Origin of the sequence: Polaribacter glomeratus (genome assembly GCF_002954665.1) — a bacterium.
Taxonomy (GTDB): domain Bacteria; phylum Bacteroidota; class Bacteroidia; order Flavobacteriales; family Flavobacteriaceae; genus Polaribacter; species Polaribacter glomeratus.
On record NZ_MSCM01000002.1, the window covers coordinates 140,589 to 166,458 of the forward strand.

22 protein-coding genes are annotated in these 25,870 nt (G+C 31.2%); 8 read left to right on the top strand and 14 right to left on the bottom strand.

What is annotated here, in order from left to right; translation table 11 throughout:
* Positions 1–22: 22 nt before the first annotated feature.
* Both BTO16_RS10690 and BTO16_RS10695 read right to left on the bottom strand, forming a co-directional pair.
* Positions 23–1,264, bottom strand: a complete 1,242-nt coding sequence (locus BTO16_RS10690) for a cation:proton antiporter (protein ID WP_105021678.1) — start codon at positions 1,262–1,264, stop codon at positions 23–25.
* A 6-nt stretch (positions 1,265–1,270) separates the two neighbouring features.
* Positions 1,271–1,726 (bottom strand): DinB family protein, encoded by a 456-nt coding sequence (locus BTO16_RS10695; RefSeq protein WP_105021679.1) that lies wholly within the window; start codon positions 1,724–1,726, stop codon positions 1,271–1,273.
* Between the two features lie 130 nt (positions 1,727–1,856).
* Between BTO16_RS10695 and BTO16_RS10700 the strand changes: the two genes are divergently transcribed.
* Entirely contained in the window at positions 1,857–2,204 is a 348-nt protein-coding gene (locus tag BTO16_RS10700) for an arsenate reductase family protein (RefSeq protein WP_105021680.1), read from the top strand.
* Between the two features lie 119 nt (positions 2,205–2,323).
* Here the strand turns inward: BTO16_RS10700 and BTO16_RS10705 are convergent, their stop codons facing one another.
* The 4 genes from BTO16_RS10705 to BTO16_RS10720 all read right to left on the bottom strand — a co-directional run bounded on the left by BTO16_RS10705 (position 2,324) and on the right by BTO16_RS10720 (position 5,328).
* Positions 2,324–2,800 (bottom strand): DUF4252 domain-containing protein, encoded by a 477-nt coding sequence (locus BTO16_RS10705; RefSeq protein WP_105021681.1) that lies wholly within the window; start codon positions 2,798–2,800, stop codon positions 2,324–2,326.
* A gap of 140 nt (positions 2,801–2,940) precedes the next feature.
* Positions 2,941–3,414 (bottom strand): hypothetical protein, encoded by a 474-nt coding sequence (locus BTO16_RS10710; protein WP_146105388.1) that lies wholly within the window; start codon positions 3,412–3,414, stop codon positions 2,941–2,943.
* 12 nt (positions 3,415–3,426) lie between these two features.
* Complete coding sequence (locus BTO16_RS10715; RefSeq protein WP_105021683.1) at positions 3,427–4,410, bottom strand: glycosyltransferase family 4 protein; 984 nt, start codon at positions 4,408–4,410, stop codon at positions 3,427–3,429.
* Positions 4,411–4,521: 111 nt separating this feature from the next.
* Positions 4,522–5,328, bottom strand: coding sequence for a hypothetical protein (locus BTO16_RS10720; RefSeq protein ID WP_105021684.1), 807 nt, complete (start codon positions 5,326–5,328; stop codon positions 4,522–4,524).
* Between the two features lie 92 nt (positions 5,329–5,420).
* Between BTO16_RS10720 and BTO16_RS10725 the strand changes: the two genes are divergently transcribed.
* The 5 genes from BTO16_RS10725 (at position 5,421) to BTO16_RS10745 (ending at position 9,459) form a co-directional block, all read left to right on the top strand.
* Positions 5,421–6,077, top strand: coding sequence for a thymidine kinase (locus tag BTO16_RS10725; RefSeq protein WP_105021685.1), 657 nt, complete (start codon positions 5,421–5,423; stop codon positions 6,075–6,077).
* Positions 6,078–6,091: 14 nt separating this feature from the next.
* Positions 6,092–7,192 (top strand): alanine racemase, encoded by a 1,101-nt coding sequence (gene alr, locus BTO16_RS10730; RefSeq protein WP_105021686.1) that lies wholly within the window; start codon positions 6,092–6,094, stop codon positions 7,190–7,192.
* A 51-nt stretch (positions 7,193–7,243) separates the two neighbouring features.
* Entirely contained in the window at positions 7,244–7,651 is a 408-nt protein-coding gene (gene mscL, locus BTO16_RS10735; protein ID WP_105022888.1) for a large-conductance mechanosensitive channel protein MscL, read from the top strand.
* 212 nt (positions 7,652–7,863) lie between these two features.
* Positions 7,864–8,334, top strand: a complete 471-nt coding sequence (locus BTO16_RS10740; protein WP_105021687.1) for a GtrA family protein — start codon at positions 7,864–7,866, stop codon at positions 8,332–8,334.
* A 171-nt stretch (positions 8,335–8,505) separates the two neighbouring features.
* Positions 8,506–9,459: a Fic family protein gene (locus tag BTO16_RS10745; RefSeq protein ID WP_105021688.1), complete on the top strand. Its 954-nt coding sequence runs from the start codon at positions 8,506–8,508 to the stop codon at positions 9,457–9,459.
* A gap of 218 nt (positions 9,460–9,677) precedes the next feature.
* On the opposite strand, the gene BTO16_RS10750 is transcribed toward BTO16_RS10745, so the two are convergent.
* The 8 genes from BTO16_RS10750 to BTO16_RS10785 all read right to left on the bottom strand — a co-directional run bounded on the left by BTO16_RS10750 (position 9,678) and on the right by BTO16_RS10785 (position 21,283).
* Positions 9,678–11,270 (bottom strand): NADP-dependent glyceraldehyde-3-phosphate dehydrogenase, encoded by a 1,593-nt coding sequence (locus BTO16_RS10750; protein ID WP_105021689.1) that lies wholly within the window; start codon positions 11,268–11,270, stop codon positions 9,678–9,680.
* A 206-nt stretch (positions 11,271–11,476) separates the two neighbouring features.
* Positions 11,477–12,739 (bottom strand): threonine ammonia-lyase IlvA, encoded by a 1,263-nt coding sequence (gene ilvA, locus BTO16_RS10755; protein WP_105021690.1) that lies wholly within the window; start codon positions 12,737–12,739, stop codon positions 11,477–11,479.
* 75 nt (positions 12,740–12,814) lie between these two features.
* Positions 12,815–14,290 carry a ketol-acid reductoisomerase gene (ilvC, locus tag BTO16_RS10760; protein WP_105021691.1) on the bottom strand — a complete coding sequence of 492 codons (1,476 nt, stop codon included), beginning with the start codon at positions 14,288–14,290 and terminating at the stop codon, positions 12,815–12,817.
* A 122-nt stretch (positions 14,291–14,412) separates the two neighbouring features.
* Positions 14,413–14,943 carry an acetolactate synthase small subunit gene (gene ilvN / locus BTO16_RS10765; RefSeq protein WP_105021692.1) on the bottom strand — a complete coding sequence of 177 codons (531 nt, stop codon included), beginning with the start codon at positions 14,941–14,943 and terminating at the stop codon, positions 14,413–14,415.
* A gap of 100 nt (positions 14,944–15,043) precedes the next feature.
* Positions 15,044–16,777, bottom strand: coding sequence for a biosynthetic-type acetolactate synthase large subunit (gene ilvB / locus BTO16_RS10770; protein WP_105021693.1), 1,734 nt, complete (start codon positions 16,775–16,777; stop codon positions 15,044–15,046).
* A gap of 104 nt (positions 16,778–16,881) precedes the next feature.
* Positions 16,882–18,558, bottom strand: a complete 1,677-nt coding sequence (gene ilvD / locus BTO16_RS10775) for a dihydroxy-acid dehydratase (RefSeq protein ID WP_105021694.1) — start codon at positions 18,556–18,558, stop codon at positions 16,882–16,884.
* 334 nt (positions 18,559–18,892) lie between these two features.
* On the bottom strand, positions 18,893–20,014 hold the full coding sequence (leuB, locus tag BTO16_RS10780) for a 3-isopropylmalate dehydrogenase (protein WP_105021695.1): 1,122 nt from the start codon (positions 20,012–20,014) through the stop codon (positions 18,893–18,895).
* Between the two features lie 93 nt (positions 20,015–20,107).
* Complete coding sequence (locus BTO16_RS10785; protein ID WP_105022889.1) at positions 20,108–21,283, bottom strand: 2-isopropylmalate synthase; 1,176 nt, start codon at positions 21,281–21,283, stop codon at positions 20,108–20,110.
* 131 nt (positions 21,284–21,414) lie between these two features.
* Between BTO16_RS10785 and BTO16_RS10790 the strand changes: the two genes are divergently transcribed.
* On the top strand, positions 21,415–22,989 hold the full coding sequence (locus BTO16_RS10790) for a hypothetical protein (RefSeq protein WP_105021696.1): 1,575 nt from the start codon (positions 21,415–21,417) through the stop codon (positions 22,987–22,989).
* A 303-nt stretch (positions 22,990–23,292) separates the two neighbouring features.
* Positions 23,293–25,731 (top strand): bifunctional aspartate kinase/homoserine dehydrogenase I, encoded by a 2,439-nt coding sequence (gene thrA / locus BTO16_RS10795; RefSeq protein WP_105021697.1) that lies wholly within the window; start codon positions 23,293–23,295, stop codon positions 25,729–25,731.
* Positions 25,732–25,870 lie beyond the last annotated feature (139 nt).

Sequence of the window (25,870 nt, forward strand, 5' to 3'; positions counted from 1 at the left end):
ATCAATTAACTGTCAATTAATCTTAAATCTCTTGCGTGAATTTTTTTATCAATTTGCCAACCGTTAAACCCTGAACTAAAATTGAAAAAACGACTACTATATAAGTTATTACTAAAAATAAATCACGTTCCATATCTTGCGTTAAACTCAATGCTAGTGCGATCGATATTCCGCCCCGTAAACCTCCCCAAGTCATAATTAAATTTGTTTTCGGAACAAAATCTAATTTCTCTGCGTATAATTTAATCGGCAATAATAGTGAAACATATCTGGCTAGTAAGAGTAAAGGAATTACCATAAATCCTGCTAAAATATAAGTAGTATCTAATGTTAAAACTAAAATTTCCATTCCTATCAATACAAAAAGAACCGTGTTTAAAAGAACGTCAATAAGTTCCCAAAATTTATCTACATACATTTCTGTAACTTGGCTCATAGAATTCTTTCTAACAGTATCCGTTCCTACCAATAAACCAGCTGTAACCATCGCTAATGGCGCAGATAAATGAAAATGTTGTGCAACTAAAGTTCCGCCCATAACTGCTGCAAGCGTAATAATTACTTCTGTATCATAATCATCGATGCTTTTAAGCAAACGGTACGTAATCCATCCAATAATTAGTCCGAATATAATTCCCCCAACAACTTCTACAAAAAACAATTCTACAATATGGCCAGCAGAAACATCAGTTCCGCCACTTGCAATTTGATAAATAGTTAGAAAAATTACTACGCCAACTCCGTCATTAAATAAAGATTCTCCAACAATTTTTGTTTCCAGTTTTTTTGGAGCACCTACTTTTTTCATAATCCCTAAAACCGCTATAGGGTCTGTTGGTGAAATTAAGGCTCCAAAAAGTAAACAATAAATAAAATCTACATCAAGATTTATAATTTTAAGTGCATAAAAAACGAGAATTCCTGTTAAAAAGGTAGAAATTAAAGTTCCCAAAGTTGCAAAAATAAGTACCGGTTTTCTTTGGATTTTTAACTGCTGAAAATTGGTATGTAAAGCGCCTGCAAAAAGCAGAAAACTTAACATTATATCTAAAAGCACCGTTTTAAAATCGATACTTGTAATCAATTCTCGTTCTTTAAGAAGCAGCGTATCATCAAAATAACTTAACAAAAAAACTGCTAGCGTAAACAAAATAGTTATCAGCATTAAGCCAATTGAATTTGGCAATTTTAAAAACCGCGTATTTATGTAACCAAAAATGGCTGAAAGCACTATTAAAACGGTGGCTATTAAAAAATAATCCATAAAATATTACACAAATTTTTTGATTGATCTAATAATTCCATAGTGAATTCCTTCATGAAAATTATTAAATGCAATTGCTGTTTCAATAGATGTTAAAACGAAGCCTGTACTTGTTGGGTATTCTGAAAAAGTCTCAAAAATACCTGCTTCATAATCTTCTTCTAACGTATCTGGCAAACCTAAAAACAACTCTTTTACTTCCTCAAATTCTTCTTCTGTAAAAGGTGTTGTTGGTGCTGTTCCTTTTTTATAACCTTCTATTAATTCATCTGGACATAGACAATCTAACTCGGCTAATTTGTAATGCAATAATTGTTGCGTTACCACTAAATGTGCAACATTCCAAGCAATACTATTTTTAAAACCTGTTGGAATTTCGTGAATTTGAGCCAACGTTAAACCTTCTAATTCTTTTACAACAAGTTCTCTAGATACTCTTAAAATATCAAATTGTGTTTTCATATCTTCTTTATTTTTTTAAAAATTATCATACACAAAAACATTAGTACCGTTTTTATTTCTGATGAAATTTTAAGTTTTGGATGTTACTTTTTTATGTGTAATTTTGAAGATGTAAATATAATTTAATAAAATGAAGAAAGTCTACTTTTTACAAACTTGTGATACCTGCCGAAGAATTTTAAAGGAGGTAAATACAGATGGTTTTGAGCGTCAAGAAATAAAAACGAATCCGGTGAATGCGGCTCAATTAGAAGAAATGCACCAACTTTCTAGAAGTTATGAAGCATTATTTAACAAACGCGCAAAGTTGTATACTTCGATGGGTTTGAAAAACCAGTCTTTGTCTGAAACGGATTACAAACAGTTTCTTTTGGATGAATACACGTTTTTAAAACGCCCTGTTTTTATAGTTGCTAATGAAATTTTTATTGGAAATAGTAAGAAAGTTATTGAAGAATTGAAAAAGAAGATTGGATAAAATTTACTATTTTAAGTCAATATTTAAAATACTTTTAATAAAAATTCGAGGAAATGGTATATTGTTGGGGGAAACCTCCTCGAATTCACAAACTTGTAATACTATTTAACCAGACAACTTTAATTTGAAGAAATCTTAATATCCGAAGAAGAAATCATAGCGGCTAATTCATCTTTAGTGATCTTAGTTTTTAAGCCAAATAAAACAAGTTTATCGTTATTGCTATTTGTTCTAATAATAATTTCTCTAATGTAATTATCTTTTTCAATAAAATACATTTCGGCTTTACTACCGTTGTCTTTTATGCGTGCAAAGGTTTTTAATTGATTTTTTTTAGTAAATTTCTTAAAATCTTTAGAGATATTATTGTCTTCATTATCAAAAATCATGACTTGAAAATCGGTCGATTTTTTTATGATATTCATTAAATCTCCGTCTTTTTCGTCATCTAAAAATGACCCCGCTAAAGAAGCAGATAAATTGATTGAAAAAGTAGATTTATCTTTATTTACAGTATAAAATTTTTGAAAAGCTACTTCTTGTGCTGTTACACTTCCAATAAAAAATACAAATAAAATTGTTGTAAGTCGTTTCATATGGTTTGTTTATTTTGAGACGACTACAAAAAGATTTTGTTACAAATATCCGTTTTTATAGAACGAAGTTTTAAAAATTACTAGGAACTTTTATTGTTTTAAACAACAAAAATTAATAATTCGAAAAACAAATTTCCCTTCTAAAAACTCATCGTTATCCCCAAGTTTACATCCTTAAAATTTAAGTTAAATACTGGTTTAAAGCTTGAACTTACTGTTGGCAAATCTGCATTGTAAAGTGCTACTGCAGCCTTCGATTTTTTATTGTAATTATTTAAAATAGGAATAGCAACTAAAATTAAAGCTGCTCCGGCGCCTGCTAATTCCCATTTTGGATCTCCGCCTCCAACGGCTGTTCCGATAGGAAAACCAACTAATGCTCCTCCAGAGACTCCTAAAATGGTTGCCCATGTATAGTTAGATTTAGCCGATTTTATTAAATTGAAAGCTTCATTATTACTTTTTAGAATATTTGTAAGTTGTCTGTTAGTTAACTTCTCTCCATTCTGATAAAATAAATTTTCTCCAAAAGATTTTTTAAGTTCAATTTTTTGAGCATTTACATTTGAAAATGTAAAAATTGCAACGAACATTGCGAATACTATCTTTTTCATTTTTTTAAAAAATTAATTTGATTTATAAACCATTATTACGTTTTGTGCTTCTTTTTTTGCGCTCCAATTTTTTAGTATTTCTTCTCTTGCTTGTTTTCCTAGATCCAGAATTTCATTTTTCATCGCTTTTAATAAAAGGTTCTCTAATGCTGATGAATCTCCTGCTTCAAACAAATAACCATTTTTTTGATGAGCAATTAAATCGGAATGAACTCCTACATTTTTTGTGGCAATTACGGCACATTCGCAAGACATTGCTTCTGCGGTAACTAAAGAAAATCCTTCAGAGAAACTTGGCGCAACCACAATTTTCGCTGCTTGATAATATGAAATAATGTCTCTCGTTTCATCCACAAAATACACTTGATTTTCTATTTGGTATTTTTTAGCAATTGCTTTTAATTCTTCTAAAAAAGCAGGTTTATCAACTTTACCAACAAGTACCAAGGCCCAATTTTTGTGGTCTTTTAATACTTTTGCCGCTTCTAGTAAAACAAGTTGTCCTTTTGCTTTTCGAACTCTACCCGCATTTAAAATAATGTTTTCTTGTGATACGTTTTCTACCTTTTTTTTTGAGTTTGGCACAAATTCATCAACTCGAACTCCGTGGCCCACCATTGTGTTTTTGATCCCTAAATTAACGCTCATACTCTTAATAAGCGTAATAACTTTGTCTGCTTTTTTTAATAAAAATTTAGTTAAACCAGACGGAGCGGTTTCTGAATGTCTTGTGGCAATTAATGTAAATTTCGCCCCTAAAAAACGAAATAATAACATTCTCATAATTTCATTATTTCTGTGACAATGAACTACGGTTTTTACATCAGAAAATAAAATTGATCTTAGCTTAGAACTTGTAATTTGAGATCCGTCGATATTTGAACCATATACATAAGTTTCAAACTCATCCGTAAAAAAAGGCAACACATTTTCTATGCTTCTTGTAAGTCCTGTTTTTCGTTTATGAAAATGTGTATGGATTAAAAATGGTTTCAATGATTTGTGTTTTTAGTAAGTTATACTTGTTTATTTTTGCATCTCATTAAAAAAATATTGACAATAAAAATGCAACTAACAACAGTTACACAATTAACATTTTACGCATATTTAAACAAATTTACGTTCTATAATTTCTAAAAAACGAGCTTCTAATTCCTCGTGCTTAGACCAATTATAATCTGGTTTTACCATTTTATTAATAAACTCTTTTGACTCTTCTACAGATTTAAAAGTATTTAATTGAGAAATTACTCTGTTATAATCTTCTTGCTGATTGTTAAAAAGATTTTTAACAAAAACAATTCTATCATTTAATCCTATTTGAATATTTGCAGCAAATTTATCGTTCAAAGACTTTGGCTGTGCATTTTCAAAAAAATCTGCCATTAAATCTACAGAAAAAGTATCTTGAAGTTCTTGTTCTAAGGTTTTTGTTTTATTTACTTCAACGGTTATTACTTCGCTTGTAAACAAATCCTCTGTTTTAGTTTCAGAAAAAATGATTTCTTCTAATTCATCAAAAGGTTGCTCTACAATTTCTTCAACTTTAACCGCTATCTGTTCTTCAATGATTACTTCTTGTTTTACTTCTTGAATTATTTCTTCTTCATCAAACTCATCTACGAGGCTGTAAACTACTTTTTCCTCAACAGAAATGGATTCTTTAGTAGTAATTTCAGCAACAAAACTATTTTCTTTTACTTCAAAAGCTTGTTCAACTTTTTCTAATAACTCTTCTTTTGTTTCTTTTAATCCTGGTGTTGAGTTTACATATTCTTCAACGAATGCCAGAACAGATAATTTTTCATAAATTTCTTTTGATTTTTGTTTTAGTAAGAACACATTGTCTTTATTCTTCATCTGTAGAATACTGTGCGCTAAGCTTATTAAATCTGCCTCTAATTTTTTGTGCATAAGTTGTTGTTTGATTTTATTTTTTACTAGTAAATATCCTTAAATTTGCAAGATGCAAAGTAACGCAAATTTAGAACGCTTAAAATTACAAAATGTTTCTTGAAAATACAGTAAATCACACAGAACAATTTGGCTGGATTGAGGTTATTTGCGGCTCTATGTTTTCTGGTAAAACAGAAGAACTAATTAGACGTTTAAAACGAGCACAGTTTGCAAAACAACGCGTAGAAATCTTTAAACCTGCTGTTGACACTCGCTATGACGATGAAGAAGTGGTGTCTCATAACGATAACAGAATTCGTTCAACGCCTGTGCCAATTGCTTCTAACATACGTTTGTTAGTAAATGATGTAGATGTTGTTGGCATAGATGAAGCTCAGTTTTTTGATGATGAAATTGTTGCCGTTTGTAACGATTTGGCAAATAGCGGAATTAGAGTTATTGTAGCTGGTTTAGATATGGATTTTAAAGGAAATCCTTTTGGACCAATGCCCGCATTAATGGCAACAGCAGAATATGTAACAAAAGTACATGCTGTTTGTACACATACAGGTAATTTGGCGCATTATAGTTTTAGAAAAGCGCAAAATGACAAATTAGTACTGTTAGGCGAAACTCAAGAATATGAGCCTTTAAGCAGAGCAGCTTACTATAAAGCTATCAAAAATAAACAAAAACATATCTTGTCATCCGAAGAAAATAAATCGGCTTCAAAAGATCCTGAATTAGGCTTGAAAGACATTGAATAAAGTGCTACATATCTATGAATAATCATGTAACCGTTTTAGAGATTGATGGAAATGCGCTAGAACACAACCTACATTATTTTAAGCAAAAATTAAAACCAGAAACCAAAATTTTAGCCGTGGTTAAAGCCTTCGGATATGGAAGTGATGGTGTTAAAGTTGCTGATTTTTTAAAAGATAAAGTAGATTATTTTGCAGTTGCATATGCTTCTGAAGGAATTGCCTTGCGCGAAGCAAATATAAATACTCCTATTCTTGTGCTACATCCACAAATACCAACTTTAGCAGATATTGTAACATATAAATTAGAACCAAATTTATACTGTTTTAAAGTTTTTGATGCTTTTTTAAAATTAGCAGATGAAGAGTCTTTAATCGATTACCCCATTCATTTAAAGTTTAATACTGGCTTAAATAGATTGGGTTTTAAACATGCAGATATTTCTAAAATTTTAGCATGCTTAAAAGAAACAAATCACATAAAAGTACAGTCTTTATTTTCTCATTTGGCAGCAAGTGAAGATCTAAATGAAAGAGATTTTACGACTAATCAAATTGCTAATTTTACTTATGTAGCCCAAGAATTTTACAAAAACTTAAGCTATGAGCCTATTTTGCACGTTTTAAATACTTCGGGCGTAGTAAATTATTCTGATGCTCAGTTTAATATGGTACGTATTGGTATTGGTTTGTATGGTTTTGGAAATGATGCAAAAGAAACATCTCAATTAAAAAATACACATAATTTAACTTCAATTATTTCTCAAATTCATTCTATTGAACCAGGTGAAACAGTAGGTTACAACAGAGCTTTTATTGCCACAGAGACTGTAAAATCTGCTACAATTCCTGTGGGTCATGCAGACGGAATTTCTAGACGATTAGGCAATAAAAAAGGTTTTGTACTAATTAATAATCAAAAAGCACCAATTATTGGCAATGTTTGTATGGATATGATTATGGTTGATGTTACTAAAATTGAGTGCAAAGAAGGCGACAATGTGATTATTTTTAACAACCAAGAAATGATAAAAAATATCGCTATGCTTTCAGAAACTATTGTTTATGAAACACTTACAGCAATTTCACCTCGGGTAAAGAAAATATTAACAAAATAAATTTTTAGTACATTTACAGCCTAACAAATTAAAAATCAATTTAAAATGGGAATGGTTAAAGAATTTAAAGACTTTGCAATGAAGGGAAACCTTATAGATATTGCAGTAGGTTTTGTTATGGGTGCTGCTTTTAAACAAGTAGTTACATCCTTTACTGGCGGAATTGTTTCGCCACTTGTTGGCTTACTATTTAATGCCGACTTTAAAGACATGAAACTTATTGTTAAAGAAGGAGTCGCAGATGCAACTGGTTCAGTTTCTGGAGAAGTTGCTGTTTTGTATGGTGATTTTTTAACCAATGTTATCGATTTTATAATTGTTGCTTTTGTAATGTTTATGATTGTAAAAGGGATAAACAAAATGAAGAAAAAAGAAGAAGCTGCTCCAGCACCAGCACCATCGGGTCCAAGCCAAGAAGATTTATTAACAGAAATAAGAGACTTATTAGCTAAAAAATAACAGCTGTTTTTAGTATATATAGTATAAACCCAAGCAAGCCGCTTGGGTTTTACTATGGATAGTAAATTAGTTTGTTTCTTAATTTAAAAAATAAACTAGCTAAATTCAATACCTATCGTTAATGGTGAATCTAAGTATAACGCAGTATTAGAACGGTTACCAAATATGCATTTTACAATTCCTTTAAAAAATTAGATTCTAGTAAAGTACTTATGAAAGATTTTCTGCTTAAAATAATAGACGCTGGCTATTTCATTTTTAAAAAAATTATTCCTCTTAAAACGTATAGATATGCAATTTGTGGCGGTAGTAATTTATTGTTAGATATTACATTGTATTTTATAAGCTTTCAGTTTATTTTTGATAAACAAAATTTAGACTTATTTGTTGTGGTTTTAAGTCCGCACATCGCTTCTTTATTTTTTGTGTTTCCGATCACTTTTTTTATAGGATTCTTATTAAACCGATTCATTGTCTTTTCTGAATCAAAATTATCATTTAAAACTCAATTTTTAAGATACTTATCAGTTGCTTTAATCGCGTTGTTGCTTAGTTATATTTGCATGAAATTACTGGTAGATGTATTTGATTTTTATCCAACACCATCTCGTTTTATAACAATTATAATAACTGTGATATTTAGTTACATCATGCAAAATAAATTTAGCTTTAAAGTTGAATAATGCAAGAATAAATTAAATTTGAGAAAGCAATTTAGTTTGATTCTTAACTTAAAAAAATAGAACTTCACTAACGCTTTAGTGTTAAATTGTAGCTAATTAAAAAATCCGTTTCATCACAAAATTAAAATTAAATGATTGTATCTTTGATAGTATCAAATGATAGTATCGAAAATGAAACCACCTTACGAAATAACATCTTCAATTTTAAAATTAATAACTTCAATTTCGGAGAAAATTGGAGAAGTAAATGCTAATTTTTTAGACAAACCTTCACCTAAATTGAGAAAACAGAATAGAATCAAAACTATTCATTCTTCATTAAAAATAGAAGGAAATACACTTACAGAAGAGCAAATAACAGCACTTCTTGAAAACAAAAGAGTTATTGGTCCTAAAAAAGATGTTCTTGAAGTTTTAAATGCAATTAAAATCTATGAAAATTTAGATGAATACAATCCTTCTAATGAAAAATCCTTTTTAAAAGCACATCAAAACTTAATGGATGGTTTAATTGAAAATTCTGGAAAATATAGAAATCAAAGTGTCGGAATTGTAAAAGGATCAAAAATTGAGCATTTAGCACCACCTTTTGGAAATATGCCATATTTAATGAAAGACCTTTTTGAATATTTGAAAAAGTCTGATGAAATTGAATTAATTAAAAGTTGTGTTTTCCATTACGAAATGGAATTTATACATCCATTTTTGGATGGAAATGGCAGAATGGGAAGATTATGGCAAACTTTAATTTTAATGGAAAAATATCCAATCTTTGAGTTTTTGCCTTTTGAAACTTTAATCAGTAAAGACCAAGAAAAATATTACAAAGCTTTAGCTGAAAGTGATAAATCTGGAAAATCAACTAAATTTATTGAATATATGTTAAACGTGATTGATATTTCAATAAGTGAATTATTAAATTTTAATAATCGAACGTTAAATGAAAAAGACAGATTAGATTACTATGTTTCATTAAATAAAACTGAATTTACAAGAAAAGATTATATGGATATTTTTAAAGACATTTCTTCTGCAACTGCCAGTAGAGATTTAAAGAAAGGAACTGAATTAGATTTGTTTAAAAAAATAGGAGAAAAAAACAAAACAATCTATCGTTTAAAATAACTGGGCACAACACCGTATAAAAAAAATTACTAGTAATAGCTTACTTACGAAAATCCTAGCGTATTTTCTTGGTTCGTGTTTTATTTACTAACTTTATTGCTTAAAACACGCAACATTTAATACACAACAACGCGAGCGAACCCTAAAAAAAACCTCTTTTTACTGAAATCACATCAGTAAAAAGAGGTTTTTAAAATTTAGTCTATTTCTAATTTATTTTACAAAATATAATCTGTACTAATAAAATTAGACGATTTTTTATCTAACAATTCTTTTAAAATAGCATTGTTATAATCTGTGTCTTTTGACGCTAAAAAGGTTCTAATAGAAAAAGAACGCAACGCATCGTGCACGCTTAAGGTTCCAACTGCAGAATCTTTTCTTCCTGTAAAAGGATACACATCTGGTCCACGTTGGCAAGAACTATTTAAGTTTACTCTACAAACCAAATTTACAAGTGTATCTATTAAAGGCGATAGGGTATTTACATCACTTCCAAAAACACTTACTTGTTGTCCGTAATTAGATTCCGCCATATCATCCAAGGGCTCCTCAATATTTTTGAAGGATAAAATAGGCGTTACTGGTCCAAATTGTTCTTCTTCATACACTCTCATGTCTTTAGAAACCGGGTATAAAACTGCTGGAAAAATATAATTTTCTGTAGTTTCGCCTCCTTTTTTATTGATAATTTTTGCGCCTTTACTGGTTGCATCGTCAATTAATTCTTGAATATAAGCCGTTTTACCTGGTTCTGGCAAAGGTGTTAATTGCACTCCTTGTTCCCAAGGGTTCCCAAATTTTAATGCATCTACTTTATCAGAAAAACGTTTGTTAAATTCTTCTACAATATTTTCGTGCACATAAATAACCTTTAAAGCAGTACATCTTTGACCGTTAAAAGACGTTGCACCAGAAACACATTCACTAATTGCCAAGTCTAAATCTGCGTCTTCTAAAACAATTGCAGGATTTTTAGCTTCTAAACCTAAAACTAAACGCAATCTATTTTTCTGTGGATGATTTGCTTGTATTGCATTGGCAGATTTACTGTTACCAATTAAAGCCAACACATCTACTTTACCAGTTTTCATAATTGGCGTAGCCAAAGTTCTACCTCTACCGTAAATAATATTTACAACACCTTCTGGAAAGCTATTTCTAAACGCTTCTAATAATGGTGATAATAATAAAACACCATGTTTTGCTGGTTTAAAAACGGTTGTATTCCCCATAATTAAAGCAGGAATCAACAAAGCAAAAGTTTCGTTTAAAGGATAATTATAAGGTCCTAAACACAAAACAACACCTAAAGGTCCACGTCTAATATGTGCATGAACTCCGCTATTTTTCTCGAATTTAGCAGAATCTCTGTCCATTTGTTTGTAATCTTCAATCGTATCGTAAATATATTCTATCGTTCTATCAAACTCTTTTTCTGAGTCTGCCAAGGCTTTCCCAATTTCCCACATTAATAGTTTTACAATTTCTGTACGCTTGGTTTTCATTTGAACCACAAACTTTTCCATGGCTGCAATTCTTCCTTCAACTTTCATTGTTGGCCACAAACCTTGCCCTTTTCCGTATGCTTTTACAGCAGAACTTAAAGCCTCTAAAGCTTCATTTTCTCCTAAATCTGGAACGGTTCCTAATAATGTTGGTTGGTAATTTTCGGTTGATGAAATTGTTGAATAAACCTCAGCAGTGGCACCTTTCCACTCTTTTAACTCACCTCCTACTAAATAGGTGTTTTGGTTTACTAATGAAATAATTTTATATTCGTTCGGAACTTCTTTAAATGTATTCTTCATAAATTGATTTTTACAATGAAACAAACAACATCATTGCTTAAAAGTTAATAAACTATTGGGTTATTATTTTACCCATCAAAATTAACTAAAAATAAACATAAAATACCGTATTTCTATCTTAAAAAACGAAATGGTTTTCGGGTTTTGAGCAACAGAACTATTTTATTCGATTCGTTTTTGTGAAGCAGATTAAACCCTAATTTTTTTTAAACTAAAAAATCAAATAATTCTGGTTTATCATTTAAATAAACGCCAAAGAAATTTCTTTCTTTCATTTTAACGATTAAAGGTTCTAAATCTTTTGCTGATTTTAATTCTAAACCAACAACCGCAGAACCATTAACTCGATTACTTTTCTTGGTATATTCAAAATGCGTAATATCGTCACTTGGCCCTAAAATCTCTGCTACAAATTCTTTTAAAGCTCCTGCTCTTTGCGGAAATTTAATAATAAAATAGTGTTTTAGATTTGCATATAATAAGGCTCTTTCTTTAATTTCTGCTGTTCTTGTAATGTCATTATTACTACCGCTAACAATACAGACTACATTTTTCCCTTTAATTTCATCAGCAAAAAAATCTAATGCAGAAATACTTAAAGCACCTGCAGGCTCCACAACAATAGCATCTTTATTATACAAATCTAAAATTGTCTGACAGGTTTTACCTTCGGGAACCGTAATCATATCGTGTAAACGTTGCTCACAAATTGCAAAATTTAAATCGCCTACTTTTTTAACGGCAGCGCCATCTACAAAAGAATCTATATTTTCTAAAGCTGTAACTTTTTTATTTTTGATGGATGTTAGCATCGACGGCGCCCCTTCTGGCTCTACCCCAATTATCTTTGTTTCTGGTGATAATTCTTTAAAAACCCCACACAATCCAGATGATAAACCACCACCTCCAACAGCTACAAACAGGTAATCAATTTTTTCGGTTGTTTGATTTAAAATTTCTAAACCAACCGTAGCCTGACCTTCAATTACTTTTTCGTCATTAAAAGGGTGAATAAACGTCTTGTTTTTAGAATTGCATTCTAAAGTTGCTGCGTTAAAAGCATCATCAAAAGTATCGCCTTCAATTACTACCTCCACAAAGTCTTCACCAAACATTTTTACCTGGTCTATTTTCTGATTTGGAGTTGGTAAAGGCATAAAAATAGTGCCTTTTATTTTTAATAATTTACAAGATAAAGCAACACCTTGCGCATGATTTCCTGCACTAGCACAAACAATTCCTCGTTGTTTTTCATCCAAAGTTAAAGAAGAAATTTTATTATAAGCGCCTCTAATTTTATAAGAACGAACTACTTGTAAATCTTCTCTTTTAAATAAAATAGTGGACTGAAACTCTTTAGACAGATTTTGGTTCTGAATTAATGGCGTAACATAAGCAACGTCTTTTAAATTTAAAGCAGCTTGTTTAATGTTTTCTAAACTAGGAAAATAAATATCTTGGGTTTTCATTATTTGGATATAAAAGTAAAACCTGTCAGGCTTTAAAATCTGACAGGTTTCTATAAAAGTTAAAATCTTTATGAATTATGCAGATTTTATTACTTGCATTGCTGTCATAGAAGCTCTTAATCTTTCTCCTACTTTTTCTACCGGATGATTTCTAATAATGCTGTTAATTCTAATTAATTCTTTATTATCAACATCATTCGAATTTGTAAATTTCTGACCAATAACATTCGTTTTTACAGTTTTCATAAAATCTGTTAACAAAGGCTTACAAGCATGATCAAATAAATAGCAACCATATTCTGCAGTATCAGAAATTACACGATTCATTTCGTATAATTTTTTACGTGCAATTGTGTTTGCAATTAATGGCGTTTCGTGCAAAGATTCATAATAAGCAGAAGCGGCAATTATACCAGATTCTGTCATTGCTTCAAAAGCTAATTCTACACCCGCTCTTACAAAAGCAACTAATAAAGTACCGTGGTCAAAATATTCTTGTTCAGAAATTTCTTTGTCGGTAACTTGTTGTTTTTCAAAAGCAGTATTTCCTGTTGCAGCTCTCCAAGTTAATAAGTTTTTATCATCATTTGCCCAATCTTCCATCATGGTTTTAGAGAAATGACCTGTCATAATATCATCCATATGTTTTTGAAACAACGGACGCATAATGTCTTTTAATTCTTCTGATATTCTAAAAGCTTCTACTTTTGCAGGATTAGACAATCTGTCCATCATGTTGGTAATTCCTCCATGTTTTAAAGCCTCTGTTACAGTTTCCCAACCATACTGAATTAATTTAGCCGCGTAACCTGGTTCTATTCCTTCTTCTACCATTTTATCAAAAGATAAAATTGCACCTGTTTGTAACAAACCACATAAAATAGTTTGTTCGCCCATTAAATCAGATTTTACTTCCGCAACAAAAGAAGATTCTAACACTCCTGCTCTATGTCCTCCAGTTGCAACTGCATATGCTTTTGCTTCTGCCCAACCTTTTCCTTGCGGATCATTTTCTGGATGCACTGCAGTTAATGTTGGCACACCAAATCCTCTTTTATATTCTTCACGAACTTCAGATCCTGGGCATTTAGGCGCTACCATAATTACCGTTAAATCTTCACGAATTTTCATCCCTTCTTCAACAATATTAAAACCATGAGAATAGCTTAATGTTGCTCCTTTTTTTAACAAAGGCATAATTGTATTTACAACATTTGTATGTTGTTTATCTGGTGTTAAATTGATTACTAAATCTGCAGATGGCAATAATTCTTCATAAGTTCCAACAGTAAATCCGTTAGAAGTTGCATTTATATACGATTCTCTTTTTTGTTCTATTGCTGCTTTTCTTAGCGTATAAGAAATGTCTAAACCAGAATCTCTCATGTTTAAACCTTGGTTTAAACCTTGCGCTCCACAACCCACAATTACAATTTTCTTCCCTAATAATGCATTTACGCCGTCTTCAAACTCTGAAGCATCCATAAATCTACATTTTCCTAACTGCTCTAATTTTTCTCTTAATGTTAATGTGTTGAAATAATTTGACATTGTTTTTATTTTTGTTTGATGATTTTAGACTAAAGATTGTAGAAAGAAGAAGAAAGACAAACCGTACTATATTAGATATTTATGCTGTCTCTTCTCCTTATTCTCTTTTCTTTGACCTGTATTTAGTTGTTGAATGATTCTAATAATGTTGTTATTTTCATTTCGTCTTTTGTAACAGCAATTCGTCCTGAACGTGTAAATTGCATAATACCAAAAACACTTAATTCATCGTATAATTGATCTATTTCTTCTTTTTTTCCTGATTTTTCAATCACAAAAAACTCTTTATTTACCGTAACAATTCTTGCGTTACTATCTTTTATAATATTTTGAATATTACGTTCTTCAAATAATAAATTAGATCTGAATTTAAACATACAAGATTGCTGGTAAATGGTTTCGTCATCTGTATGATAAAACGCTTTAATTACCTCTACTTGTTTGTCAATCTGACCAATAATTTTTTTCATGTTTACTTCTGTCATATTTACAACAATCGTAAATCTAGAAACACCTTCAATTTCTGATGGAGAAGTATTTAAACTCTCTATATTGATGTGTCTTCTCTGGAAAATTGCCGAAATTCTGTTCAACAATCCAATATTGTTTTCAGTATAAATTGATACTGTGTATAATTGTTTTTCTGTACTCATGTTTTTAAAAGATTTTGGGAGAAAGATGATATAAAGTAGGCATTACTACTTCTCTAAAACTATCTTTTTTCTTTATTCTATTGTCTATCCTCTTAAATTATTACTCTAACCTTATATCAGAAACACTTGCTCCTGAAGGAACCATCGGAAATACATTTCCTTCTTTTTCTACACGCACTTCTAAAAAATAAGCTTCTTTACTTGCCATCATTTCTGCAACCGCTTCTGCCAATTCTTCTCGTTTGGTAACTTTTCTTGCTTTGATATAATATCCTTCTGCAATTGCTACAAAATTAGGGTTTACCATTTCTGTAGAGGCATATCGTTTGTCAAAAAACAGTTGTTGCCATTGACGCACCATTCCTAAAAATTCGTTATTTAAAACAACAATTTTCACGGCCGCTTTTTGCTGAAAAATAGTACCTAATTCTTGAATGGTCATTTGGTAACCTCCATCACCAGAAATAGAAACAACTTCACGCTCTGGAGCCGCCATTTTAGCGCCAATTGCAGCTGGCAATCCAAAGCCCATGGTTCCTAATCCGCCAGAAGTAATATTACTTTTTGTTTTATTAAATTCAGCATATCTACACGCAATCATTTGGTGCTGACCAACATCCGTTACAATTGCAGCTTCTCCTTTACTTTGAATGTTAATTTCTTTTATAACCTCACCCATCGTTAAACCTTCTTTGGTAGGATATAAATCTTCTTTAATTACTTTTTCATATTCAATAGCATACAAATCTTTAAATTGCTGATGCCATTCTGGGTGCGAATTTTCATTTAATAATGGCAATAATAACTCTAAACTCGCTTTTGCATCACCTAAAACAGCAACATCCGTTTTTACGTTTTTATCTACTTCTGCTGCATCAATTTCAAAGTGAATTACTTTTGCTTGTTTTGCGTATGTGCTTAAACTACCAGTAACTCTATCGTCAAAACGCATGCCTATTGCAATTAAAACATCGCACTCGTTTGTTAACTTATTTGGTGCATAATTACCGTGCATTCCTAACATACCAACATTTAATGGGTGTGAAGTTGGCAAAGCAGAAGCACCTAAAATTGTCCATGCAGCAGGAATTCCAGCTTTTTCAACAACTGCTTTTAGTTGCTCTTCCGCTTCACTTAAAATGATTCCTTGACCCCAAACAATAAATGGTTTTTTTGCAGCATTAATGATTTTTGCTGCTGCTTCAACAGTAGAAATATCTGTTTTAGGAATAGGAAAATAGCTTCTTACTTTTGTACATTTTTCGTACACAAAATCAAATTCTTCAAACTGAGCATCTTTTGTAATATCAACCAAAACAGGTCCTGGTCTTCCACTTTTAGCGATGTAAAAAGCTTTTGCAATTGCAGCAGGAATTTGAGAAGCTTTGGTTACTTGACAGTTCCATTTTGTTACTGGCGTAGAAATACCAACAATATCCGTTTCTTGAAACGCATCACTTCCTAATAAGTGAGAAGGAACCTGACCTGTAATACAGACCATTGGTGTTGAATCTATTTGTGCATCTGCAATACCTGTAATTAAGTTTGTTGCTCCTGGACCAGAAGTTGCAATAGCAACCCCAACTTTACCAGAAATTCTTGCAAATCCTTGCGCAGAATGCGTTGCGCCCTGTTCGTGTCGCGTTAAAACATGGTGTATTTGGTCTTTGTATTTATATAATTCGTCGTATACTGGCATGATTGCTCCTCCAGGATATCCATAAATTATTTTTACACCTTCTGCTATTAAACATCTTACAATTGCCTCGCTACCAGAAATTCTTTCTGTAACTTTTGTTGCTACTTCTGTGTTTTTTATGGTTACTGTTTCCATGCTTTCTTATTTAGATTAAAGAATAAAGATTTATAGAATAAGGATAAACATTTTCTATACTCTCTTTTTTCTTGGCTCTTATTTCTTGTTTCTTAATTTTTATTTTATAAATCTGTAACACATCCTTTAGATGCTGATGCTACAATTTTTGCGTATTTGTATAAAATTCCTTTTGTATGCTTTAAAGCTGGTGCTATCCATTTTGCTTTTCTTTCTGCTATTTCTTCATCAGAAATTAAAACATTAATAGAATTGTCTTCTGCACTAATTCTAATAATATCACCCGTTTTTAAAATCCCGATAGTTCCTCCAGATTGTGCTTCTGGTGTAATATGACCCACTACAAAACCATGTGTTCCTCCAGAAAAACGACCATCCGTAATTAATGCGACAGACTTCCCTAAACCTGCTCCCATAATTAACGAGGTTGGTTTTAACATTTCTGGCATTCCTGGTCCACCTTTTGGCCCAACATATCTTATTACAACAACATCGCCTCTTTCTACTTCGCCATTTGCAATTCCTGTATTTGCAGCTTGTTCACCGTCATAAACCACTGCTTTTCCTTCAAACAATAAACCTTCGTTTCCAGAAATTTTTGCGACAGCTCCTTCGGTTGCAAGGTTTCCATAAATTATTTGAATGTTTCCTGATGATTTTAATGCTTTATCCTTCGGATAAATAACATCTTGTTCATCAAATTCCATCGCTTTTACATTTGCTAAATTTTCTGCTAATGTTTTACCCGTAACCGTCATACAATCACCGTGCAAATAACCTTCTTGCAATAAATATTTCATAATTGCTGGCGTACCTCCAACTCCATGAACATCTTCCATTAAGTATTTTCCTGATGGTTTTAAATCTGCAATTAACGGCGTTCTATCACTTACTTTTTGAAAATCTTCTAGGGTAAATTCGATATCCGCAGCATGCGCAATTGCTAAAAAGTGCAATACTGCATTTGTAGATCCACCCAATGCATTTACAATTGCGATTGCGTTTTCTAACGATTTTTTAGAAATAATATCTAAAGGTTTTAAATCTAATTCTAATAAGTTTTTAATCGCCAAAGCGGTTCTTTCTGCTTCGGATAATTTATTAGGGTTTTCTGCAGGAATTGATGAGTTGTAAGGCAATGCAAAACCCATACATTCAATAGCAGAAGCCATTGTATTTGCTGTGTACATTCCGCCACAAGCACCCGCTCCTGGAATTGCTCTTTTTATGATTTCTCTATATTCTTCTTCTTCAATTTCTCCAGCCATTTTTTGACCTAAAGCTTCAAAAGCAGAAACAATATTTAATTTTTTCCCTTTGTAATTTCCTGATGCTGTTGAACCACCATACATCATAATTGATGGACGATTTAAACGCAACATTGCAATTACTGCGCCTGGCATATTTTTATCACAACCAACTACAGAAACCAATGCATCATAACTTTGTGCATTCATAACTGTCTCTATAGAATCTGCAATAATATCTCTAGAAACTAGCGAATAATTCATCCCTGAAGTTCCCATAGAAATTCCATCAGAAACACCTATTGTATTGAATCCTAGACCAACTAAACCTGCAATTTTTGTTTCAATCTTTACTTCTGCAGCCAAATTATTTAAGTGCATATTACAAGGGTTACCATCATAACCTGTACTTGCAATACCAACTTGAGCTTTGCTCATATCTTCATCCGTTAAACCTACGGCATACAACATTGCTTGCGATGCTGGCTGAGATTCATCTTGTGTTAATCTTTTGCTATGTTTATTTAATTCCATGTATCTATTCTTCAATTCGTTGTCTAAATTAGGCTATTTGGCTATTTTTACTGAATAAAGTTCAATGAGACTCTTTAAATTCAGGCATTAAAAAAAACATCTAAACCACTGTTTATTAACTATTTAAATCTACTTAATTATGACACTCAATCTTTGAAATAAAATCAAAAAAAACCTTCCGTTTATCAGGAAGGTTCTATTTAAATTAAAAATAAATATCACTTCCTTATCATGTCGTACTAATTACGATGACATCTAGAATAAAAATAATATTTACTAACTGTTTTTTCATCAATTAAATGTTGAGGATTTATAATTATAAATCCTAATTTTTTTATATAATGGTACTTTGTCCCATATGAATATTTTGAAAATTCATATTACTATCTTCTTGATTTGCAATGTAATCAGCAATAAAATCTCCTACTTTTGCCGTAGATGCTGCATATTGATTTTTGCCTTTAATATCTTGCGTTGTAATACCTAAAGCTAAAGATTTCTCTACAGCTCGCACTATTGCATCTGCTTCTTCACGCAAACCTAAATGCTCTAAAAGCATTGCTGCGGATAAAATTGACCCTAACGGATTTGCAATATCTTTACCTTTTGCTTGCGTGTATGAACCATGTATTGGTTCAAATAACGCACATTTATCTCCAATTGAAGATGAAGCTAACAAACCAATAGAACCCGCAAAAACGCTAGCTTCAGCAGAAATTATATCGCCAAATAAATTTTCTGTAAGAATAACGTCAAACTGTGTTGGATTTAAAACTAATTGCATTGCGGCGTTATCTACAAACATAAAATTTAGTTCTACATTTGAATATTCTTTAGCGATTTCGGTAACTGTCTTTCTCCATAAACGAGAAGTTTCTAAAACATTTGCTTTATCAATTAAAGTTACTTTTTTTCTTCTGTCTTGTGCTGCTTTAAACGCTAAATGTGTAACCCTTGAAATCTCTTCGTAGGTGTATGAACAAACGTCAGAAGCAGTTTTACCATCTTCACTTATTTCTTTATTTCCAAAATAAATTCCGCCAGTAAGTTCTCTAAAAATAACAATATCAGTTCCTGAAATTACTTCTTTTTTTAGAGGCGAATTTTTAATTAACTTGTCGTACGACTTTACTGGTCTTATGTTACAAAACAAACCTAGTTCTCTTCGCAATCGAAACAAACCCTGCTCTGGCCTTACTTTTGCTGATGGATCATTATCGTATTTAAGTTCGCCAATTGCACCAAATAAAATAGCATCTGCTTTTTTACAAATTTTAATAGTTGCATCTGGTAAGGGGTTTCCTGTTGCTTCAATAGCACAAGCGCCCATTTGAGCTTCTTTGTATAAAAAAATATGGTCATAAACTTCTGCAACTGCATTTAAAGCTTTTTTTGCTTGTGCGGTTACTTCTGGTCCAATACCATCTCCTGGAATTACGGCAATTGTTAATTTCATTATATCTGATAATTAAAACTTATCTCATTGAAAGATAGAAGTTAAATCAAAAGTAATATAACTATTACTGAAGACAAAATTTCTTTCGTATTTTTATGCCATTACTATTTTAGAGATTTTATTCACTACTTTCATAATAGCGTGAATATCATCATCTTTTATTTCTTTTTGTTTATCAGCAAACTCTAAAAAAGAAGTATAAGCAACATCTAACTGTACTTTAGTTAGCTCATACCCTATTTTTTTTGCTCTATAAGCCAACGCAGCTCTTCCGCTTCTTGCAGTTAAAATAATTGCACTTTCTGTAACCCCAACATCTTCAGGATCCATAATTTCGTAAGTTTCTCTGTTTTTAATAACGCCGTCTTGGTGAATTCCAGAACTATGTGCAAATGCATTTGCACCAACAATTGCTTTGTTTGGTTGTACAGGCATTCCCATACTTTCACGCACTAAAATACTTGTGTCGTACAATAACTTTGTATTAATACTTGTTTCAAGGTTTAAATATGGATGTTGCTTAAGCACCATTACCACTTCTTCTAAAGCGGTATTTCCTGCACGTTCTCCAATTCCGTTAATAGTACATTCAATTTGACGAGCACCATTTATAACACCAGCAATTGAGTTTGCAGTTGCCATTCCTAAATCATTATGACAATGACAAGAAAGAATTACTTTTTCAATCCCTTTTACGTTTTCACGTAAATATTTCATTTTTGCGCCATATTCTTCTGGCAAACAATAACCAGTAGTATCAGGAATATTTAAAACAGTCGCACCTGCTTTTATCACTGCTTCACAAACTCTTGCTAAGAACTCATTATCTGTTCTACCAGCATCCTCTGCATAAAATTCTACATCTTCTACAAAACTTTTTGAATAGGAAACTGCTTTTACTGCACGCTCTATAACAGCTTCTCTGGTTGAGTTAAATTTGAATTTTATGTGCGAATCACTGGTACCAATACCTGTGTGAATTCTTGGATACTTTGCAAATTTCAGCGCTTCTGCAGCAACTTTTATATCATTTTCTACAGCTCTAGTTAAACCACAAACTGTTGCATTTTTAATAATTTTGGCAATTTCAGAAACCGATTTAAAATCTCCCGGACTTGAAACAGGAAAACCTGCTTCGATAACATTTACTCCTAGTAAATCTAACCTTTCTGCTATAACCAATTTTTGCTTAGTATCTAACTTACAACCAGGCACTTGTTCACCATCTCTTAAAGTTGTATCAAAAATTTGAACTTTATTATCTTGCATCATTTTGTAAAGATTATCTTTATATTTAATCAAAAGTATCTATTGCATTTTCAATAAATACTTTTATATTGCATCTTGCACGATTTCTAATAGCATTTTTAAAAATACAATTAATTAATTACCAGTACATTATGAGTAAAATTGTTACATCAGCCAATCAACAAAATGATGCTCTTTTTGTTCTTATTAAGTCTTTAACAAAGTCTGAAAAGAGGCAATTTAATTTGTATGTTGGTCGATTAGGCGGTAATATTGACGCCAAATTCTTCTCACTTTTTAAATTTTTAGAAAAGTTAAAAGTGTACGATGAAAAAGTAATCATAAATAGTGGCATTGTTTCTAAACAACAACTTTCTAACTTAAAAGCACATTTATATAAACAAATATTAATAAGTCTTCGATTAAATCCTGCACATAAAAATATTAGAATTCAGATTAGGGAACAGCTTGACTTTGCTACCGTTTTATATCAAAAAGGATTGTACAAACAAAGTTTAAAACTGTTAGATAAAGCGAAAAATTTAGCACTCGAAAACGAAGAAAAAAACATAGCTTATGAAATTGTAGAGCTAGAAAAAGTAATTGAAACACAATACATTACAAGAAGCTTAAGCAATAGAGCTGATCAACTTTCTATACAAGCAAAAGAACTAAGTTTGCAAAATGTAATGGCAAGTAAACTTTCTAATTTATCCCTGCAATTATACAGCCATTTGCTGCAAAATGGCTATGTAAAAAATAATGAAGAATTAGAATTTGTAAACGTCTATTTTTATAGTAAGCTACCTAAATATAAATTTGAAAACTTCGGATTTAGAGAAAAATTATGGCTTTATAAGTCTCATTTATGGTTTAGTTTTTTAACCCAAGATTTTATCCAAAGTTATAAATATGCTAGCAAATGGGTAGATCTGTTTAGAGAAGATAGAAAGTTTATTGTTTTGCATCCTGTTTTTTATCTAAAGGGAATTAATTACTTACTAGAAGCCTCTTTTTTCGTTAAAAAAGCAACTACTTTTAAGGAAGAACTTACTTCTTTTGAAAATGAAATTGAGCAAAATGTAATTCCTCTAAATACAAATACAGAACTTTTAATTTTTCAGTATCTGTATGCAAACAAATTGCATTTACATTTTTTAGAAGCCACATTTTCTGAAGGTGAATATTTAATAGAAATCATTAACCATAAGATTGAAAAATACAGAAACAGATTAGACAATCATTACGTGGTAATGCTTTATTACAAGATGGCTTGTTTGTATTTTGGAATGGGTAAAAATGAACTCTGCATCGTTTATTTACAAAAGATTATTAAATCTAAAAATATAAGTGGCGCAGAAGATTTACAGTGTTTTGCAAGAGTTTTAAATTTAATTGCGCACTACGAATGCGGTCTAGATTACGATTTTGAAAGACAATTTTTAGACACCTATAAATTTTTACTAAAAATGGAAAACCTTCAAGAGGTTCAAAAGGTGTTCTTAACCTCGATAAGGGATTTGAGTGATGTTTTTCCGCATGAAATAAAAAATGAGTTTAAAAAAATTCACACAAAATTAAAAAAATACGAAGATCACCCGTATGAAAAAAGAGCCTTTTTGTACTTAGACATTTTGTCTTGGCTAGAAAGTAAAATAGAAAACAAGCCAATTGCTGTAATAATTAAAGAAAAATTAAATTCTTCGCATAAAAATAAGAATATTTAATTATTTGATTACTTTTTTTATGAAAATGATATTAATTGAGTTAATTTTTAAAAAAATCTTCACTAAAACGAATCAAAATAAATAATACTGCTATTTTTGCGAGGTGAATTATTCTAAAATAAATACAAATTCTTCTAAAACTACAGCTGTAGTTAGTATTTCAATGCCATTATTTATTCGCACAACAACTACAACTACAACCCTTTAGGGGTTATTTATATTCATATAATTTAGGTCATCTATTTTTTCGTAAAAACGAAATAACATCATAAAATATATTACATAATCTAATATCATAAAAAGATGAAAGTATTAAAGTTTGGAGGCTCATCGGTAGCAAATTCAGAAAATATAACAAAGGTTTTAGACATCGTTGCTAAAACATCAAAAGAAACTAAAGTAGCAGTCGTTGTTTCTGCATTCGGCAAAACTACCGATAAATTATTAGCAGGTGCAAACGAAGCTTTGATGGATATTACGATTGCTAAAGAAATTTTAGAAGCTATTAAATCATTGCATTTTCAAATAATTGAAGATTTAATTTTTACCAACAAAAAAGCAGTTTCTGAAGAAATTACTGCTATGTTCAATAGATTGCAATCTATTTATGAAGGTGTTTTTCTACTGCAAGAATTGTCTGATAAAACTCTTGCAAAGGTTTCTAGTTTTGGCGAACGTTTTTCTTCTTTCATTATCGCCAATGCTGCAAAAGAACTGTTTGATGCAATTCATGGAGAAAGTAGAGACTTAATTATTACCAATAATGACTATTTAAGCGGCCAAGTTAATTTCAAATTAACAAACAAAAATATTAATTCATTTTTTGATAAAAATAAACATCAAGTTGTTGTTTTAGGCGGATTTATTTCTGCCAATCTTGAAGGAGAAACAACTACTCTAGGTAGAGGAGGCTCTGATTATTCGGCATCCATTTATGCGGCTGATTTAAATGCAGATGAATTACAGATTTGGACGGATGTTAGCGGAATGTATACTGCAAATCCTAGAGTTGTTAAACAAGCGTATCCTATTTCAGAAATTTCTTATGAAGAAGCTATGGAGTTGTCTCATTTTGGTGCAAAAGTTTTGTATCCACCAACCATTCAGCCTGCCTTAAGAAAAGAGATTCCTATCAGAATTAAAAACACTTTTGATCCAGAAAACCTAGGAACATTAATTTCTAAAAACCCAAAAAAAGGAACTGATGTTAAAGGAATTTCGCACATAGAAAACATAAGCTTAATAACTTTAGAAGGTGGCGGAATGATAGGAATTCCGGGTTTCTCAAAACGCTTGTTTGAAACACTTTCTCAACAAAAAATTAATGTTGTTTTTATTACGCAGGCTTCGTCAGAGCATTCAATTTGTGTAGGGGTTTATGAAAATGACGCACCTAAAGCCAAGCTATTATTAGACGAAACTTTTAGCATCGAAATAGACAGAAAAAAAATAAAACCCATTATTGTAGAAAATGAGTTGGCAATTATTGCTGTTGTTGGCGAAAGCATGAAAAATCACCAAGGTTTAAGCGGACAAATGTTTAGCGCCTTGGGCAGAAATAATGTAAATGTGAGAGCGATTGCGCAAGGTTCATCAGAAAAAAACATCTCTGCTGTTATCAATAAATACGATGCAGAAAAGGCTTTAAACACTTTACACGAACAGTTTTTTGAAGAAAAAACAAAGCAATTAAACTTATTTGTAACGGGTGTTGGTAATGTTGGCGAACGCTTTTTAGCACAATTACATCAGCAAAAAAAATTCTTAAAAGAAAACTTAAAGTTAAAAATTAGAGTTATCGGAATCTCCAATTCAAGAAAAATGGTTTTTGATACTACTGGTATCAACCTAAAAAACTGGAAAGAACTTTTAGAAAACGGAGAGCCAACAACTTTGGATACTTTTTACGAAAAAGTTAAAAAATCGAATCATATAAACAGTGTTTTTATAGATAATACTGCAAACCAACAAGTTTCTGAAGTATATGAAAAGTATTTGCGTCAAAGTATTTCTGTGGTAACTTGTAACAAAATTGCCTGTGCATCTAGCTTTGAAAATTATAAAAACTTAAAACGTATTTCTAGAAAATACAATGCTTCTTTCTTATTTGAAACCAATGTTGGTGCAGGTTTACCAATTATAGACACCCTTAAAAATTTAATAAACTCGGGAGATAGAGTTCATAAAATTCAGGCGGTTTTATCAGGAAGCTTAAACTTTGTTTTTAATAATTTTAATGAAGATTCAACGTTTCATGATGTTGTTGGCCAAGCTCAAAAAGAAGGTTTTACAGAACCCGATCCAAAAATTGATTTAAGCGGCGTGGATGTTGCTAGAAAAATTTTAATTTTAGCGAGAGAAAGTGGGTATCAATTAGAATTAGAAGACATTGCTAACAGCTCTTTTTTACCAGAAGAAAGCTTACAAACAACTACTAATAAAGATTTTTATGCTTCATTAATTAAATATGAAAATCATTTTCAAGACATTTATAAAGAAGCCGATGTTAAAGATTGTCGTTTAAAATACGTTGCAGAATTTAGCAACGGAAAAGCAAATGTTGGTTTGCAACACATCGCTTCAGATCATCCTTTTTATAATTTAGAAGGAAGTGATAATATTGTCTTATTTTTCACAGATCGATATCCAGAAAATCCAATGTTAATAAAAGGCGCTGGTGCTGGTGCAGATGTTACTGCTTCAGGTATTTTTGCGGATGTAATTAGAATTGCAAATCAATAAGGTTTCATGGGCAGTAGGCAGTCCACAGTTAGCAGTCAAAAACTAGCTAAAATTTGTTATTAAAAATAAAAAAAAGTCAAGTATTTAGTTGACAGCTTTCATTAATATACTGGCTGACAAATGAATACTATAGACTGCA

What these genes read in the sequence shown, in the direction of transcription:
- thrA (WP_105021697.1), top strand. Translation starts at nt 23,293, where the DNA reads ATGAAAGTATTAAAGTTTGGAGGCTCATCGGTAGCAAATTCAGAAAAT.
- BTO16_RS10790 (WP_105021696.1), top strand. Translation starts at nt 21,415, where the DNA reads ATGAGTAAAATTGTTACATCAGCCAATCAACAAAATGATGCTCTTTTT.
- ilvC (WP_105021691.1), bottom strand. Translation starts at nt 14,290, where the DNA reads ATGTCAAATTATTTCAACACATTAACATTAAGAGAAAAATTAGAGCAG.
- BTO16_RS10705 (WP_105021681.1), bottom strand. Translation starts at nt 2,800, where the DNA reads ATGAAACGACTTACAACAATTTTATTTGTATTTTTTATTGGAAGTGTA.
- mscL (WP_105022888.1), top strand. Translation starts at nt 7,244, where the DNA reads ATGGTTAAAGAATTTAAAGACTTTGCAATGAAGGGAAACCTTATAGAT.
- BTO16_RS10745 (WP_105021688.1), top strand. Translation starts at nt 8,506, where the DNA reads ATGAAACCACCTTACGAAATAACATCTTCAATTTTAAAATTAATAACT.
- BTO16_RS10750 (WP_105021689.1), bottom strand. Translation starts at nt 11,270, where the DNA reads ATGAAGAATACATTTAAAGAAGTTCCGAACGAATATAAAATTATTTCA.
- alr (WP_105021686.1), top strand. Translation starts at nt 6,092, where the DNA reads ATGAATAATCATGTAACCGTTTTAGAGATTGATGGAAATGCGCTAGAA.
- BTO16_RS10725 (WP_105021685.1), top strand. Translation starts at nt 5,421, where the DNA reads ATGTTTCTTGAAAATACAGTAAATCACACAGAACAATTTGGCTGGATT.
- BTO16_RS10690 (WP_105021678.1), bottom strand. Translation starts at nt 1,264, where the DNA reads ATGGATTATTTTTTAATAGCCACCGTTTTAATAGTGCTTTCAGCCATT.
- ilvD (WP_105021694.1), bottom strand. Translation starts at nt 18,558, where the DNA reads ATGGAATTAAATAAACATAGCAAAAGATTAACACAAGATGAATCTCAG.
- BTO16_RS10740 (WP_105021687.1), top strand. Translation starts at nt 7,864, where the DNA reads ATGAAAGATTTTCTGCTTAAAATAATAGACGCTGGCTATTTCATTTTT.
- BTO16_RS10700 (WP_105021680.1), top strand. Translation starts at nt 1,857, where the DNA reads ATGAAGAAAGTCTACTTTTTACAAACTTGTGATACCTGCCGAAGAATT.
- BTO16_RS10695 (WP_105021679.1), bottom strand. Translation starts at nt 1,726, where the DNA reads ATGAAAACACAATTTGATATTTTAAGAGTATCTAGAGAACTTGTTGTA.
- ilvB (WP_105021693.1), bottom strand. Translation starts at nt 16,777, where the DNA reads ATGGAAACAGTAACCATAAAAAACACAGAAGTAGCAACAAAAGTTACA.
- ilvN (WP_105021692.1), bottom strand. Translation starts at nt 14,943, where the DNA reads ATGAGTACAGAAAAACAATTATACACAGTATCAATTTATACTGAAAAC.
- BTO16_RS10720 (WP_105021684.1), bottom strand. Translation starts at nt 5,328, where the DNA reads ATGCACAAAAAATTAGAGGCAGATTTAATAAGCTTAGCGCACAGTATT.
- leuB (WP_105021695.1), bottom strand. Translation starts at nt 20,014, where the DNA reads ATGAAATTAACAATTGCCGTAATTCCAGGAGATGGTATTGGACCAGAA.
- BTO16_RS10785 (WP_105022889.1), bottom strand. Translation starts at nt 21,283, where the DNA reads ATGCAAGATAATAAAGTTCAAATTTTTGATACAACTTTAAGAGATGGT.
- ilvA (WP_105021690.1), bottom strand. Translation starts at nt 12,739, where the DNA reads ATGAAAACCCAAGATATTTATTTTCCTAGTTTAGAAAACATTAAACAA.
- BTO16_RS10710 (WP_146105388.1), bottom strand. Translation starts at nt 3,414, where the DNA reads ATGAAAAAGATAGTATTCGCAATGTTCGTTGCAATTTTTACATTTTCA.